Origin of the sequence: Mycolicibacterium sp. Y3, assembly GCF_051188035.1 — a bacterium.
In the GTDB taxonomy this organism is placed as follows: domain Bacteria; phylum Actinomycetota; class Actinomycetes; order Mycobacteriales; family Mycobacteriaceae; genus Mycobacterium; species Mycobacterium fluoranthenivorans.
The window spans coordinates 93,779-107,788 of record NZ_JAVQLT010000002.1; the positions used below are offsets into that span (position 1 = coordinate 93,779).

Below are 14,010 nucleotides of genomic sequence, written 5' to 3' on the forward strand. Positions count from 1 at the left end.
GCCATAAGTGGAATTTGGGGCGGGTCGCGAAGTTCAAATTGGGTAGTGAGCTAGCCAACAATTGGGCGAAAAGCGGCATTCGAAATCGAACTCAAACCAGTCAAAACCCCAGGTGGGCGGCTTTCTAGGTCGTATCACCGGTGCCATCGCGGCAACACTGCTGGGGCGGACATTGGGGAGGAGGATCTGCCACTGGGGCCACGGCCGCGAGACGCCCGATAGGGCGCGACTCAGGGCGATCGGAGATCGCCGCCTTCAACGACTTGACCTGCCCACGCCAGCCATCGCCACGAGGGCACAAGGAGATTCGTGCACCCGCGCGGCGCGGAATTACAGAAAGACTCATGCGCGCTACCCCGAGCTCCCGTGTGCGCGACGAACTGGCAGGTTTTTCAAAACCGTGAGAGCAGTCTTGCTTAAGCGGACAGCCCAGCCGTCGCGCGTGCAAGCATTGTTGTAACCGACTGCGACAGGGAGGCTTTCGATGCGCCGCATGTGGTTCCTCACGGCGCGACCCCGACCGCCCTTCGAGTGGTCGGTGCTGGGAACACGGATCGGCTCCTCCACCGGGGCCTTCGGCCTGAGTGGCTTCGCCGGGCTATTCGTCCTGACGAACTTTGGACAGACTCTTGCCGGGTGGGTCCTCGTCGCCGTCACTGTCTCCTTGGCGCTAGCGGCCGCCAGGTGGCTGACCGCGATGAAACCGCCAAAGCCCGGTATCGCCCTGAGGGAGGGAACACAGTTGGGACTTCTGCGCCGTCGACTGAGCAATCCAGAGTGGTCCAACAACAGGAAGTGGCCCTCACCGATCGCAGCCAGACACGGAAATGTCGTGATCCTGAAGAACGGCGACGCGTGGGTCAACTATCTCGTAGAAGGGATCAACTTCAGCCCGCACGATCTCGATTCGGTCGAGGGCGCGCAGTTTGCAAATGCCGGCGTGTTCGCCAACCTGGCTGCGCTGGGCTTCGTCGAGGAGGTCTACGTACGCGGATTCAAGGTCAAGGTCCCGGCGGAAACGTTGACCCGCCGCTGCATCGACCACGTGCCGTCCTGGGCACGTTACGAGTCGACGTGGTACCGGGCAGCGTCGGAAGGCCTCACGCACTTCAACAACATGTACAAGACGGGGGAGCGTGCCAGCTTCGAACGGCCCTTCTGGATCAGCCTTAAGGTTGGTTCCGTCGATCCGAAGTTCTATGAGCGGTGGCTGGAATCGCTTGGCTTCGGAACGGCACTCGTCGATACCCAAGTAGTGCAAGTACGCGAACGCCAAGTCTGGGACGCAATCCCGGCGGAATTCAACGCGGTGCGCACTAACCCTGGCGACCTGGAATGGGCTATCCAGCGAGCCAGCACGTTGGGGCTCAGCAATTCCACCGTTCCCTATCTGCCCGGCCGCAAGCAGGACCCCACAATGGTTCCTGGCAATAACAACTTCCCACTTGTGACGATCACCTCGGGGCACGAGGCGGAATCCCTCGCTGACACGTTCTTGGACCGCTGCGCCGCGGAATCCAACGGAAACGCAGACCGCCTCGCCCGGATTTTTCGCGACGGGGTCCTACACCGCTATCGGTCATTGCGCCGCGAGAGCAGCATCGCCGTCCACGTGCCAGGCCGGCGCACCACCGACCTTCCCGACGGATACACGACCTACCAAACGGTGCTGACCGTGGCGTCGGGGCCCTCGCTGCAAGGGTCGTATGCAATCCAGAAGATGTCAGGCATCGTCGACGGCTTCCACGGCTTAGACGGCGATATCGCAATGCGAATCACCTTCACTCCACTGCCCGGAAGGAAAGCGGCCAAGGTTCTCGGCAAGGCGCAACGCCGCAACAACGCGGACGACGAAGCATTGTCGGAATCTGAATTCGATGCCACGGAGTTCGCGGAGAAGGACAGTCAGCTTCGTACTCTCTTCCGGTTCGCCTCCGGCGAAGGCGTTCTGGCCAATGTGCACCTGTCCTTCATCTTCGGTGATGCCAACTACCACAAGCTCGAAGAGAAAGTGCAGAAAGTCATTGGCGAGCTGGCCAGCACGAAAGACGACTCGGACGACAGCTTCCAGGTATTCCGGCACGTCGGTGCGCAACAGGAGCTTTGGCAATCGCTTCTTCCCTGCACCGCCGCAACCCCGTTGATCGACGACACGCGACTGACACAGACCCCGGCACTACTCGGGGCCGTGATGCCCCTGCGCCGGCAGACGCTCGGCGATCCCTACGGCTGGCCCATCGGGGTCAATCAAGAGAACTCTTTGGGCCAGGTCGTCTACAGCGACTTCATCAACCCGACCGCGGCCGGTGACGGGTCGATCATGTTGTTCGGAGAGCAGGGCACCGGAAAGTCGATGTTCATGAAGACAATCGCTTTCGCTGTGCACGATCTACTCGGCGAAGTGTGGTTGGTGGACCCGACTGGCGAGATGGAAGTCGTCGCCGGACAGTTGGACGACGCTGTAGTCCTCGATTTGATTGACACAGCAGTGTCGCTGGACCTGCTCAAGTGCCTCCCACCCGGCGAAGCGGCTGCAGCCTGGCTGGACACCTGGTGCCCATTGCTGGGTGTCGAACTCAACACCGAGGAGTACGAGCGGCTCGCCACGGTCATCGCACCCGCGTACCGCGAAGTGCACTACAGCCCACTGAGTAACACACCAGGACTGAACACCACACGCCAGGTCTTCGAGCACATCGCCCACGAAAGCGACGAAGTGGCCGTCCGGTTGCGCCGAGCGCTCAACGGAATAAAGGCCTTGCCCGGCGTTGCCTGCCTGCTCGACCCCGTAGATGTCAACACCGGAAAGGTGCACGATCTCCCCGCATTCAATGCCGCTCAGTCACGGTTCGTCGTTTTCAACACCAGGCAGTACGTCCTCCGGGCGGGGGAGACCGAGACTGCTACCAGCAGCCGTATCGCGACTGCCGTCTTCACCACGATCGCGGCGCTGGCCAAGTTCTACTTCGACAGGTCACCACGAGTGTGCCTGTTCGGGCTCGACGAAGCTCACTCGCTGGACGCTCCGATCATCAAACGCAACATCCTGGCCGACACGAACAAGAAGGGCCGCAAATTCAAGAACCTCGTCCTCGTCAGCACGCAGACAGCACAAGACGTAGGCGACGGCCTGGAGCTGGTGACAAAACGAGGCAGCTTCCGCCAACGTAGCGCCGAGAACGCTGTGCCGGCGCTACGGAAAGTCCACATCACGCCCACCCCGTCCGCGCTGAACCTGATTTCCCGTCATCTTTCCCCGATCGAATATGTCACTAGCGATCCACGCGACCCGATCAAAGTCATCAAGGGACGAGAAGGCGAGCTCCTGTGGTTCGACGGAACCCGCGTAGGCAAGATGCAAACATTCCCGCCTTTCATTCCCAGCCGCGCCGCCGCCGCCGACACCAGCCCCGACAAGATTGTGCGAGTCGACGACCACCGCGCCGCACTCGCTGAAGGCCGACATCGTGTGGGCTAACTGGGTTTTGGCGCCACTGAATCTGATTGACCGCAACGGCGCCAAGATTCAGCACTATCGGCTATACCTCGACGGCGGTTGGGGCCCGGGGGAGTTCTTCGCGTGGCTGACCAGTGACGTCATCTATTTGTTTGTCATCATTCCAGCGGCGTACTCCTCGCAGCTCCTGGAATTTGCAATCAACCCGGGAACGTGGCTCAAGCCCATCCAACAGGCCTGGACCACCGTCACCAACGGACTCTTCGCGTTCATCTCACCCACTGTGCTCCTGGCGGCCGTCCTGCTGACCGTGCTCACCATGATCGCGGTCCGCGCACGCAATGCCGACGAAGCCGTCAAAGCCATGGTCCAGCGCACCGTCGCATCCCTAGGCATGTACGTGCTGATTCTCGCGCTGCTCTACAACCCCGCCGGCACCCTGCTCAGCGTTCTCACCGGCTGGGTCGGTCTCCTCGGAGGATTCGACGACGACGCCGCGGCGGTAGCAGCTGCCACATCGCCACACAGTAGCGAGATCCCCGCAGTCACTGACGGAAGCCACCAGGTCGGCGACACTGTGGCCGCCGGAACCGACAGCTCGGTGCTGACCAACTTCCTACGTCCCCTCACCTGGATGCTCAACTACGGATCACAGCTTTCGCCCGACTGTGCCAAACAGTGGGCGAGGATGATCGAAAACGGCGATCCGATGACCTGCCTGAACGCCGACCAAATCGAAGCCTCGCAGAGCGTCGGATCCGCGTTCGTCATGACGCTGGCAGCACTCGTTCCGGTCTTCATTTACTGCCGCTTTGGCGTGGTCGTCATCATCACCTTCGCGACCCACCTTGGCCTGGCCCTCGTCCGCTTTGCCGCCGCAGCAGCGATGGCCGCACTGTCCCCGTGGCAGGACCGCCCGCTCGACGAATTCCTGCGATTCATGATCTCTGCGATCGCCAATCTGGTCATCGCCTCAGGCATCGTCACGGTCGCACGGCTAGGACCAGCAGCCGCCGTAGCCATAGCCGAGTCCGTCAGCACGTCAACCCTCGTCCACTTCGCCGTCCTGGTCTCCATGTATCACCTGCTGGCCGTGCTGGTCTGGGGAGTGGAAAAGCAGTTCGGGCCCGTCCGCAACTGGCTGCTCAAAGCAGCCAGCAACGCAACACCCTCAGGTGCCGACTCCGCATCGCGATGGTGGTCGCTCGCCTTCCCCGGCGGGCTCAACCCGCAAGCAACCGCATTTGACCGGTTGATCTCCCGGGCCCGCCAACAAGGATCCCAATGGGCCCACCAGACACGTGAACAGGTCGCAAGAATGGCGAACGACAAACTTCTGGCCGCCGCAGCGATGAATGGTCAAGCCGCGTCGGCAGGGACCGGCAGTGTGGCCGCTGCGCAGGGGATTGTGCCCGATACCGCGCAGAGTAGGGCCGCGCTAGCTGTGGTCAACACCATCGACGACCGCGCACTGCAGACTCTGGCGCCGCGGGCGACAGTGCAGTCGATCCTCACCCGGCTAGCACCGTGGCGTCAGACTCGCCCGCTTCCACCGGCTCAACGCCGAACCTCAACCGCCGGTGGGATCGATCATCAGCTCAACAACCGCACCACCGATGAACACGACCGCCACGAACTGACCGATCTTCTTCACCGGCCAGATCCGCTCAACACCTCCACCGGGACAACGCAGTCCACCGAGGACCAACGCACTACACCCCAGACAGCCAGCCAGCGTTGGCGAGATCACCTGCGCCGAGACTCGCTCGAAATAGCCGGAGGAAACAACACCGCGCAACTGCTCGAAACATTCCGCAACGACGGTGCCCCCCAAGGCAGAGTGTCGACGCTCACCGACCCGCGCGGCAACTCGTTGGAACCGCCGGCCGCACACGCCTCGCCATCCACCTACCTGGCCCGCATCACCTACGCCCAAATCGTGCTACGAGCCATGGGTTGGGAGGGAACCATCGACTCCCGCGCGCTCTTGCCAAGTGGCACAAAACTGTTCACTTCCGGGATCGACGAGACCGGCAACTGGGTCACCGAATTTCACGGATAACGCTCACATCGCTTCGCCTGAGGAGACACATCATGACACCCAACGCTGAACCCTACGACGGACAGCCCGACCCGACACCCACGGCGGGACCCGAACCGCGGACCCCACCGCCCTGGCCGGGTGCACCCACCGGCAACGGGCAGCAGATCCCGGCACCTCCGCAGGTCCCGCCCCCGTATCAGCCCCAAACGCCCTGGCCGGCGACACCCCCAGCCCAGAACCCCGGCCCCGCGGTCTTCCCGCCGGCGGTAGAGGCAGACCCGCGCGGCTGGGACCGCATCGAACACCGTCCAGAACCAGACCGCCGACCGCCTGCGCCGCCTGCGCCGTACGCCGGCCGCCATGCCCCGCCCCCGGCCCCGGCCCCGGCCACCGGTTATGGACCCCATCACGCATCGCAAGGACGCGGTGGCTCAGGACGTTCGCAGGCTGACATCTCCGCGCTGCTCGCGGCTGACGGTCGCCAGACCGAGCAGTACCGGCCACCGGCGGCGGACACCGGCTCGCATGGGCCAGACGAATCGGCGTGGTCAACTGCTGATGCCGAACGCACCGGACCCAAGCAGGGCTGGCGTGCCGGTATGGCCAAAGTCGGTATCAAGTTGGCCAAATCGGCACGCGAACAGGACTACGACCGCGATGTACTGCGCATGCAGCGCAAGCTGGCCTACCCGCAGAATGTTCTGTTCATCAGCCTCAAAGGTGGTGTCGGCAAGTCGACGTCGACGATAGCCCTAGGCTCCACGCTGGCCCATCACCGCGACGTCAGTGATGTCGTCGCATTCGACAGCGCCACCGACGGATCGCTGCGGCGCCGGATGCCGGTGGAGAAGAACCGTGCAGTGACCTCAGATGCGCGGCTCTTCCTGAACTCGCTGGGCGCCACACACTCTGGCGTCGAGGCACATCGCCGCTCTCTGTCGGGCAGCGAGGTTCAGGTTCAGCTGTACTCGAACTCCTTCGGGCTGCAAGCCCTCGTCGCTGCACAGCACATGCATGACTACCAACTCGACGCCGAGGATTTCCAACAGATTCTGGGGGCGCTGCACAACGAGTACATGGTCAACCTCATCGACATGGGGCCCGACCGGCGGGTCCCGACGTTCTGGCCGGCCATCCAATCAGCACATGCCATCGTGCTGGTCACCACACCCAACTCGGTGAGCATCGACAATGTCAAACGATTCATCGATCTGATCAGGGACTCCAGCTACGATCACCTGCTCACGCGCACTGTGCTGCTGTGGAACAACGCCGCGCCCGGGCGCGAGGTCGTCATCAACGTCGACGCCACCAAGAGTGTCCTCGTGCGAGAACTGTCCCCACAAAATGATCCGTCGACCTGCCTGGTCGACATACCACTGGATCCGCATCTTGCCGCGGGCGGGGAAATCAACCTTGGGCTGCTGCGAAAAGAAACCCGGCGCAAATTTGAAAGGGCTGCAGCACTGTTGATGGACAAGCTGCCCGATCGAAACGCCGACCGCAACGCTCAGCACTGAACGCGAAGGAACTGAAATGGACGTCGAAGCCTACATGCGCGCCGTGCGGTCCCGCCTCGAGGCCGCAGCAACCCGCCGCAACGAGATCCGTTCGGCAACCTTGGGGCCGCTGGGGCCCATCCAGGAACAAATCGCCACCACGAGCGAGAAACTGCGCACCCTGCGTGAGGACCTTCGTTCGCAGAAGAAGGCTGCCCTGGACAGCTTCACTGAGGAGGCGCAACGGCGACGCACCGCAGCTTCAGAGGAGGCGGCCCGCCTGATCGAGGACGCTGACCGCCGCGCAAAAGAACTTCGGCGAAGCGTGAAGGCACAGAACGAAGACGAACGAGCTGCTCTGGCAAGAGAATACGATGAGCGCCTCGCCACGCAGACCCGCGATCTTGAAGCCGAACTGTCCGCGCTACGGGCGCAGGAGGCCTCGGCTCTGACTGAACTCGACGGCGACCTCGCCGATGCCGATGGGGACTACCGGACCGAGTACGAGAGGGTGGTAGGCGAACGGATCATCACCCGAAAGGCCCTCGAAAACATGGGATTTGAGGCACCGCCTACCAAACGCAAGCAGCCCGCCGCCAACGACAAGAAAGTCCACGCCCGGTGACAACCATCAACGATGAAGACCGTGTGAGTGTGTCGGTGACGATCCCACGTCATTCCATTGACATGGTCTTGCCGCTACACACCACCGTCGCAGCCATGATGGCCGACCTGGTCGACAAATACCGAACCGCGCTGGAAAAGACCGGTCGCGCAACTGACTTCTTCAACGAACGCACCGTGTCATGGCATCTGGAACGATTCGGCGGCGAATCGATCTCAGCCGAAGGCACCCTGGCCGACGCCGGGGTCAGGTCAGGAGAGCGGATCACCCTCCGTAAAGGCAACCCCACCGAGGTCTACCCGGAACTGATCGACGACCACGCCGAATTCATCGCCCAGCTCCAAACAGCACAGTTCCCATCGTGGTCCTCCCGGTACTCCCGCCCCCTGTCGAGCGCGGCTCTGCTGGTCTGCGCAACGCTGGTCCTGACCGGCCTGGTCGCCTTCGCCGCAAAGCACCCCCACCTCGATGCCCTCACTCGCTACAGCATCGTCGGCGGACTGGCCGCGGTAGCGGCCCTGACCTTCGCGATCACCTTCGTATGTGACTACGGCGATGACCCTGAGACCAAAGCCGTACCGATATGGGGATTTTGGCTCGGATACGGGCTGAGTGCCGCCGCGGCGGCCATCGTGATCCCGCGAGCCCTATCGGTCTACACGATCATCGTGGTCGCCGTCGTCCTGGCCACGCTGTCGGTGGTCATCTACGCGGCCACCAAACGCTATCCACTGATCCACGTGACCGTTGCCTCGGCCTCGATCCTCGCCGCGGTGACACCATTGCTGTCCTGCGCCTACTCGTGGCCACCGATGGTGATCGCGGCCCAAGCGATGGCCTTGGGACTGTTGGCCCTGAAGTATTCAGCCCAGATCGCCCTCGGTTTGGCGAAAATCAACCTGCCCTACATCGCCGCCAGCGGGGAGTCCTACATCAAGAACCTCAAAGGCGACGTCTCCAAGCTGCCGCTCATCACGAGCAAGGACGAAACACTCGACTCAATCTTCCATCAGAAAGAGCGCGTCGTAGCGTCGCGCTACGCGATCCTGGCCGTCACCATCGGATTCTGCACCGTCATCAGCGCCGCCGCGTTCTTCACCGGCCTGTATCCCAACGGGTCCTGGCGGCTCACCGCCATCTTCGTCATCCTGATCGCCGCAGCTCTGATGTTCCGCGGACTAAGCAGCGGTGATGCGTTCTTGCAGGCCGCCTACTGGATTGCGGCGACGGCCACCGTGATCAGCTTCACCGCAGGCGCAGTCGCGACCGCGGGACTGAACTCAGGTATCGCTGCAGTCATCGGCGCACTCACCGTGACCGCCATCTTGACTGTGATCGTCTCCATCCGACAGATCTCACTGACCAGCAACACCGTCAAGAAGGGCATCGACATCCTCGAATGGTGGGTGTACTTCATGCCGTACGCCATTCTGGGGTTCTCATTCATGGGCCTCTACAGCATCTTCCGAGCCTGGTGAGCACCATGAAACGACTGATCGCCCTCGCCGCGGTCGTAGGGCTGCTCACCGCGCTGCACACACCAGGCATCGCCCAGGCCCTCACGCCCTGGACCTTCGACCCTGCCACCGACATCGCGCCGGACGACACACGCCCCGGTCCGGTGTACCCGATGAAGCAGACCCGTACCTGCGGGCAATCAGCGATCCTGGAGAACTCCCAGTTCACCACCATCCCCGCCCAAGAGGCATTCAACGTCGCTCAACTGCACACCTTCGCCCGTGGAGACGGCCAAACCGTGGCCGTCATCGACTCCGGAGTGCAGCCAGTCACCAGACTGCCCAACCTCATCCCAGGCGGCGACTACGTCGGATCATCCAACGGCCTGGAAGACTGCGACCACCACGGCACCCTGGTCGCCGGGATCATCGCCGGTCAACCATCAGTCAACGATGGATTCATCGGAGTCGCACCCGGAGCCACCATTCTGTCCATCCGGCAGCTCTCAGCTCAATACACAGAGGACAGCACCCCTGAAACTCAAAACCTAACCCCCGCGGACAAAAGTGCCGCCAACATGCTCACCCTGGCCAAGACCATCGTCCACGCAGCCAACCTCGGCGCCACCGTCATCAACATGTCACTCACCGCCTGCGTCGACGCCGGCCACGTGCCCGATCTTCGTGTCCTCGCCGGGGCCCTCTACTACGCCGCTGTCGTGAAAAACGTCGTCATCGTTGCGGCCGCGGGAAACACCGGCGGCAACACCTGCAAAGCCAACCCGGAGTACGACCCCAGCCAGCCAGCCGATCCCAGGAACTGGACCCAAGCCCAATCCGTCGCCATTCCAGCCTATTTCGACTCGTTCGTCCTCTCCGTGGGCGGAACAACACTGACCGGCGACCCCTACGCCAACTCCATGCCAGGACCATGGGTAGGAGTCGGCGCACCCGCCGTCGAGATCGCGTCCCTCGACCCGACCGAACCTCAACCCGGCGCCCTGGTCAACGCCCTCGTCCAGGACGGCAATCCCACGCCGATCAACGGAACGAGCTACTCCGCAGCCTACGTGTCTGGACTTGCCGCGCTCATCCGCGAACTTCACCCGGAACTGACGGCAAACCAAGTCATCGCACGCATCAAACGAACCGCTCACAGCCCGGCCAACAGCATCACCAACATCCTCGGCGCCGGCATCGTCGACCCAGTGGCAGCCCTGACCAACAAACTTGACGCCGGCCCCATCGTCGCTCCCGGAATCCCACCCCGCGCAGCCGAGAAGTACGCACCGCCACCTCCGCCGGACAACCTCGCACGCAACATCGCCATCGCTGTAATCGCGACCGCCGCGGGCGTACTGGCCGCCGCATCCATCATCGGGCTCGCCCGCCGCCGCAAGAAGGGACGCTAGCCATGCATCTCGGCCTACGAACAGTCACCGTCGGCGAAGCGGTGATCACCACCGCAGCTGCGGCAGCGCTGCACTACACCATCACCAGAACAACGCACTGGCACGAAACGTACTACGCCACAGCAGGGTTCGTCATCGTCACCGTCGCGATACTCGCCATCACCCACCGAGACCGCACGCTGGCAGGCTGGATACGTCACCGGCGTACCTGCACCCGTCGAACCCCGCGACTGACCCAGATCCTGTCGCACAACAGCACCGCCATCCTGTGGGACCACACCACAGGACAAGCCAGCATCCTGATCGGGGCAACGCCAAAACCGTTCACCATCAACATCGTCGACGAGAACGACAACTGGTCGTCAACCACCCTCGACCTGGACCCCATCCGCCACGAGCTACGGCAGTTCGACATTAAGCTGCACGATCTCACCCTCACCACCATCGGATACACCTACGCACAGCAAAACGACCTGGCCAAGGTCGCCTTCACCACCACCGGCTCCATCAACGCGCTCGCCTACGGACGCACGTACCTGCGCGTGACCATCGACACCGCCACATCGGCCGACAGCATCCACGCCCGCGAGATCGACACCTATGCAGACCCACGCGAAACACTGGCAGCCGCAACCGCACGCACCCTGCAGATCGCCTCGTCGCGCGCACACCGTGCCATCACCTTGCAAGGATTCATCGCACAGAAACTGTCCAAGAACGACGCACAGCGCCTGCATCGCGACATCGTCGCACTCCTCGGCGCCGACGCCATTGCCGAGGAAGGCTTCGCCTACGCCGGCAAAGACGCACCCCACCTGGTTGGCTTCACACCCACCGCGAACGCATCTGCCCGCACGCACTCCGAGTGGCTGCGGGCCACAACCGAAGTCTGCGCCAGCATCACCAGAATGACCCCCGGTTCAGCGTCCTCCGACCACATCGAGCAGTTCTACCTGAACAAAGTGCAACGCCTGGATACCGTCGACCTCGCCGAAGCTACCGATCTGCGCCGCGAATACGGCCAACACGCCGCCATCGCCAACACAGCGCTTCCACTGGCCGTCGCTCCACCGATCACCGCGGTACCCAAAACGACAGCGACCGCCGACGCCCCAACACCACACGCCCTACCCCAGCGGGTCGGCGGCGCCGGAATCTACCTCGGCTACACCAGCGACGGCACACGCCGCGTCTGGCTGGACATCACAGTGGCCAGTGACGACCCACTCTGGATCATCGGCCCACGCGAAGCCGTCGAACTTCTGCTCATCCGATCGGCCACCCTCGGCCTACGCATCGACGTAAGAGCACCCCAGCTCGCCGACATCGCACACGCACTGCGACACGCCGGCATCGGCCGCCACGAACAACCCGACATCACCATCGCCGCGATCGGCGACGACAACCAGTCGCCCGCCCCGGTGCGCATTCTCTGGGCAGAAAGCCCCATCCGGCAACAACCCCGCTACCTCATCGACGCCACCAACCCAGGAATCCTGCAGGTACGCTCCGGCGCCGAGGAAGCCACCATCCGATGGGAATTCAACGCCGCCGAACAAGCAATCCTGAAAAAGGCCCCATCCCGCAGGTGATCAGATTCCTCGCCACCCTCAACCCGCTCACCCTGGCGCTCAAACTCGCGCGCGGAGCAACCCAGCGGCTCTTCACCGCCGTGCGGTGGAAACTCATCCTCACCACAGTTGTCGCACTGACCGCAGCGCTCGTCGCCCTCGCCGGCATCTACGCACTCACCGAACCACTCAACGCCGCGCGCCAGATCGCCGCCTCACTGCGCGGCGGCGCACCAAACATGCCTGCACAACGCGCCGAATGCGTCCCAGCCTCAGCAGCGATCATCGACGGGCAGTACAGCCCACAGGCCCAACAGATCATCGCCGCGATACCCCCAGACGCGACAATCACGACCGCAACCGCCTACCTGCTGTACGGACTCAGCCACCAAGGCCAGCCGTGGCAACCGAACTGGGAGGAGTGGCAGAACTACCTTCGCGACCACGCGATAACCCCCACCGCATCTGACATCGACATCGTCCAAACCGTCGACCCCCAAACGGACTACACCCCCTACCTTGTCCCCGCCCGAGCAACGGCCATCGACCTGGCCATCGGTGGACCCGTCACCGCGAGCAAGAAGCAGATCGCGAGCCTCGCGAATCAGATCTACGCCGACTGCCGCCACGCCGACGAACAACGAAAAGTAGCCACCGAAAGGAAACCGTGACCAGGCACATCACCGCAGAGGCCCCCAGCTACGCACCCGACGGCTCCCGCGGCTACATCCTGACCATCGCCGGAGCAGCCAAACTCAGCGGCTGGATACGGGTCGGAGATGACGGCCACACCGTACTCGCCACCGTCGACCACGCCCCGTGGAAGCCCGTGGGTACCGTCGACGCACCCGCAGAGCTCACACCGAATTGGGTGAAGGACCACGCCGACAGCATCATTCGCCTCGTGTAACGCACCGTGTGCGCTGCTCACGCACCAGGCTGAAGCGCCATAACTGAATGAGTATCAGGGAGGCCATTGAGGGACGCGTGACGATCGGCCTTGGCCAGCAGCCGCCGAATGCGCCCCGCGATAGCATCTTTGGATAGTGCCGGGTCCGCCAGACGCCCCAGCTCCTCCAATGTGGCCGACCGATGTGTGATCCGTAGTCGCCCAGCCTCAACCAGGTCCGCCGGCGCCGAATCGCCCAGAATCTGCAACGCTCGCTCGATCCGCATCGCGGCAGATTCCGCCGCGCGAATCGAACTCTGCGCGTTTCGATCCCCTAAGCCTCGGCCCGAACCTCCGCGCGAGATATCTGCCCGGCGTCGCTCACAAGACCTGTCCCACAGAGCTTTCGACTTCGCCGCGCCCATCATCAACAGCAGTGAGGCGATGGCATCACTATCGGAGACAACCACCAGATCAGCGCCACGAACCTCGCGTGTCTTGGCCTCGATCCCGAGGCGGCGCGCCGCGCCCACCACTGCCACCGCTGCTTCGTGGGAGGGCGCCCTGACCTGCAGCGGCCGCGGGCGTCCAGGATCCCTCAGATTTCCGCCGGCCAGGAAGGCGCCACGCCAGACCGCAATCATCACGGAGCGGTCACCGGCGATGATCGAGGGTGGCAACCCTCTGATACGGCGTCCACGGCGATCGACAAGTCCCACCCGTTGGGCGAAGCCCACGACGTTCTCGCTGACCTCCACTGCGAAGCACGGCAGCTCGTGCCGCCGGTAGGACGATGACACCCATTCGCTATGGCCAGGCCGGCGGCGCAACGCAACTCGTGGATCAAACAGTTCGTGAATCAGCCCGTGAAGACGCCGGGCTGCGTCTTCGGACGCGAGATCGGCCTCCACCACCAGACCGCGCTCCGCGGCGAGGATCTCGCCGGCAAAACGCATCACCGTGGCCACCTCAGCCCTGCGGGCGGTGAACGATTCGACCACCACTCTGCTCAACTCTGCCTTGACGGCGTTGGTCAGATTCACAGCTGCGCCCTCC

General features: G+C 63.2%; 10 protein-coding genes. 9 read left to right on the forward strand and 1 reads right to left on the reverse strand.

Going from position 1 to position 14,010, the window contains the following annotated elements; translation table 11 throughout:
• Positions 1–484: 484 nt before the first annotated feature.
• From QN239_RS31620 to QN239_RS31660, 9 genes are all read left to right on the forward strand, one after another.
• Positions 485–3,478 (forward strand): ATP-binding protein, encoded by a 2,994-nt coding sequence (locus QN239_RS31620; RefSeq protein ID WP_499017167.1) that lies wholly within the window; start codon positions 485–487, stop codon positions 3,476–3,478.
• Positions 3,479–3,851: 373 nt separating this feature from the next.
• Positions 3,852–5,519 (forward strand): hypothetical protein, encoded by a 1,668-nt coding sequence (locus QN239_RS31625; RefSeq protein WP_499017168.1) that lies wholly within the window; start codon positions 3,852–3,854, stop codon positions 5,517–5,519.
• 32 nt (positions 5,520–5,551) lie between these two features.
• Positions 5,552–7,021, forward strand: coding sequence for a MinD/ParA family ATP-binding protein (locus QN239_RS31630; protein ID WP_499017169.1), 1,470 nt, complete (start codon positions 5,552–5,554; stop codon positions 7,019–7,021).
• 16 nt (positions 7,022–7,037) lie between these two features.
• Positions 7,038–7,625, forward strand: coding sequence for a hypothetical protein (locus QN239_RS31635; RefSeq protein ID WP_499017170.1), 588 nt, complete (start codon positions 7,038–7,040; stop codon positions 7,623–7,625).
• A gap of 35 nt (positions 7,626–7,660) precedes the next feature.
• Entirely contained in the window at positions 7,661–9,103 is a 1,443-nt protein-coding gene (gene eccD, locus QN239_RS31640; RefSeq protein ID WP_499017171.1) for a type VII secretion integral membrane protein EccD, read from the forward strand.
• A 5-nt stretch (positions 9,104–9,108) separates the two neighbouring features.
• A complete protein-coding gene (gene mycP, locus QN239_RS31645) occupies positions 9,109–10,494 on the forward strand; it encodes a type VII secretion-associated serine protease mycosin (RefSeq protein WP_499017172.1) in 1,386 nt (461 codons plus the stop codon).
• 2 nt (positions 10,495–10,496) lie between these two features.
• A complete protein-coding gene (locus tag QN239_RS31650; RefSeq protein ID WP_499017173.1) occupies positions 10,497–12,086 on the forward strand; it encodes a type VII secretion EccE family protein in 1,590 nt (529 codons plus the stop codon).
• A complete protein-coding gene (locus tag QN239_RS31655) occupies positions 12,083–12,736 on the forward strand; it encodes a hypothetical protein (RefSeq protein WP_499017174.1) in 654 nt (217 codons plus the stop codon). The genes QN239_RS31650 and QN239_RS31655 overlap by 4 nt, the downstream gene beginning before the upstream one ends.
• The gene (locus QN239_RS31660; protein ID WP_499017175.1) at positions 12,733–12,975 is read left to right on the forward strand and encodes a hypothetical protein; all 243 of its coding nucleotides are present in this window, start codon (positions 12,733–12,735) and stop codon (positions 12,973–12,975) included. Before QN239_RS31655 ends, QN239_RS31660 begins: the two co-directional genes overlap by 4 nt.
• A gap of 17 nt (positions 12,976–12,992) precedes the next feature.
• Here QN239_RS31660 and whiA read toward each other — a convergent pair whose 3' ends face one another.
• On the reverse strand, positions 12,993–13,991 hold the full coding sequence (whiA, locus tag QN239_RS31665) for a DNA-binding protein WhiA (RefSeq protein ID WP_499017306.1): 999 nt from the start codon (positions 13,989–13,991) through the stop codon (positions 12,993–12,995).
• Positions 13,992–14,010: the final 19 nt, after the last annotated feature.

Coding starts and splice junctions, on each gene's coding strand:
- mycP (WP_499017172.1), top strand. CDS start 9,109: ATGAAACGACTGATCGCCCTCGCCGCGGTCGTAGGGCTGCTCACCGCG.
- QN239_RS31620 (WP_499017167.1), top strand. CDS start 485: ATGCGCCGCATGTGGTTCCTCACGGCGCGACCCCGACCGCCCTTCGAG.
- QN239_RS31650 (WP_499017173.1), top strand. CDS start 10,497: ATGCATCTCGGCCTACGAACAGTCACCGTCGGCGAAGCGGTGATCACC.
- QN239_RS31635 (WP_499017170.1), top strand. CDS start 7,038: ATGGACGTCGAAGCCTACATGCGCGCCGTGCGGTCCCGCCTCGAGGCC.
- QN239_RS31625 (WP_499017168.1), top strand. CDS start 3,852: ATGTACGTGCTGATTCTCGCGCTGCTCTACAACCCCGCCGGCACCCTG.
- QN239_RS31630 (WP_499017169.1), top strand. CDS start 5,552: ATGACACCCAACGCTGAACCCTACGACGGACAGCCCGACCCGACACCC.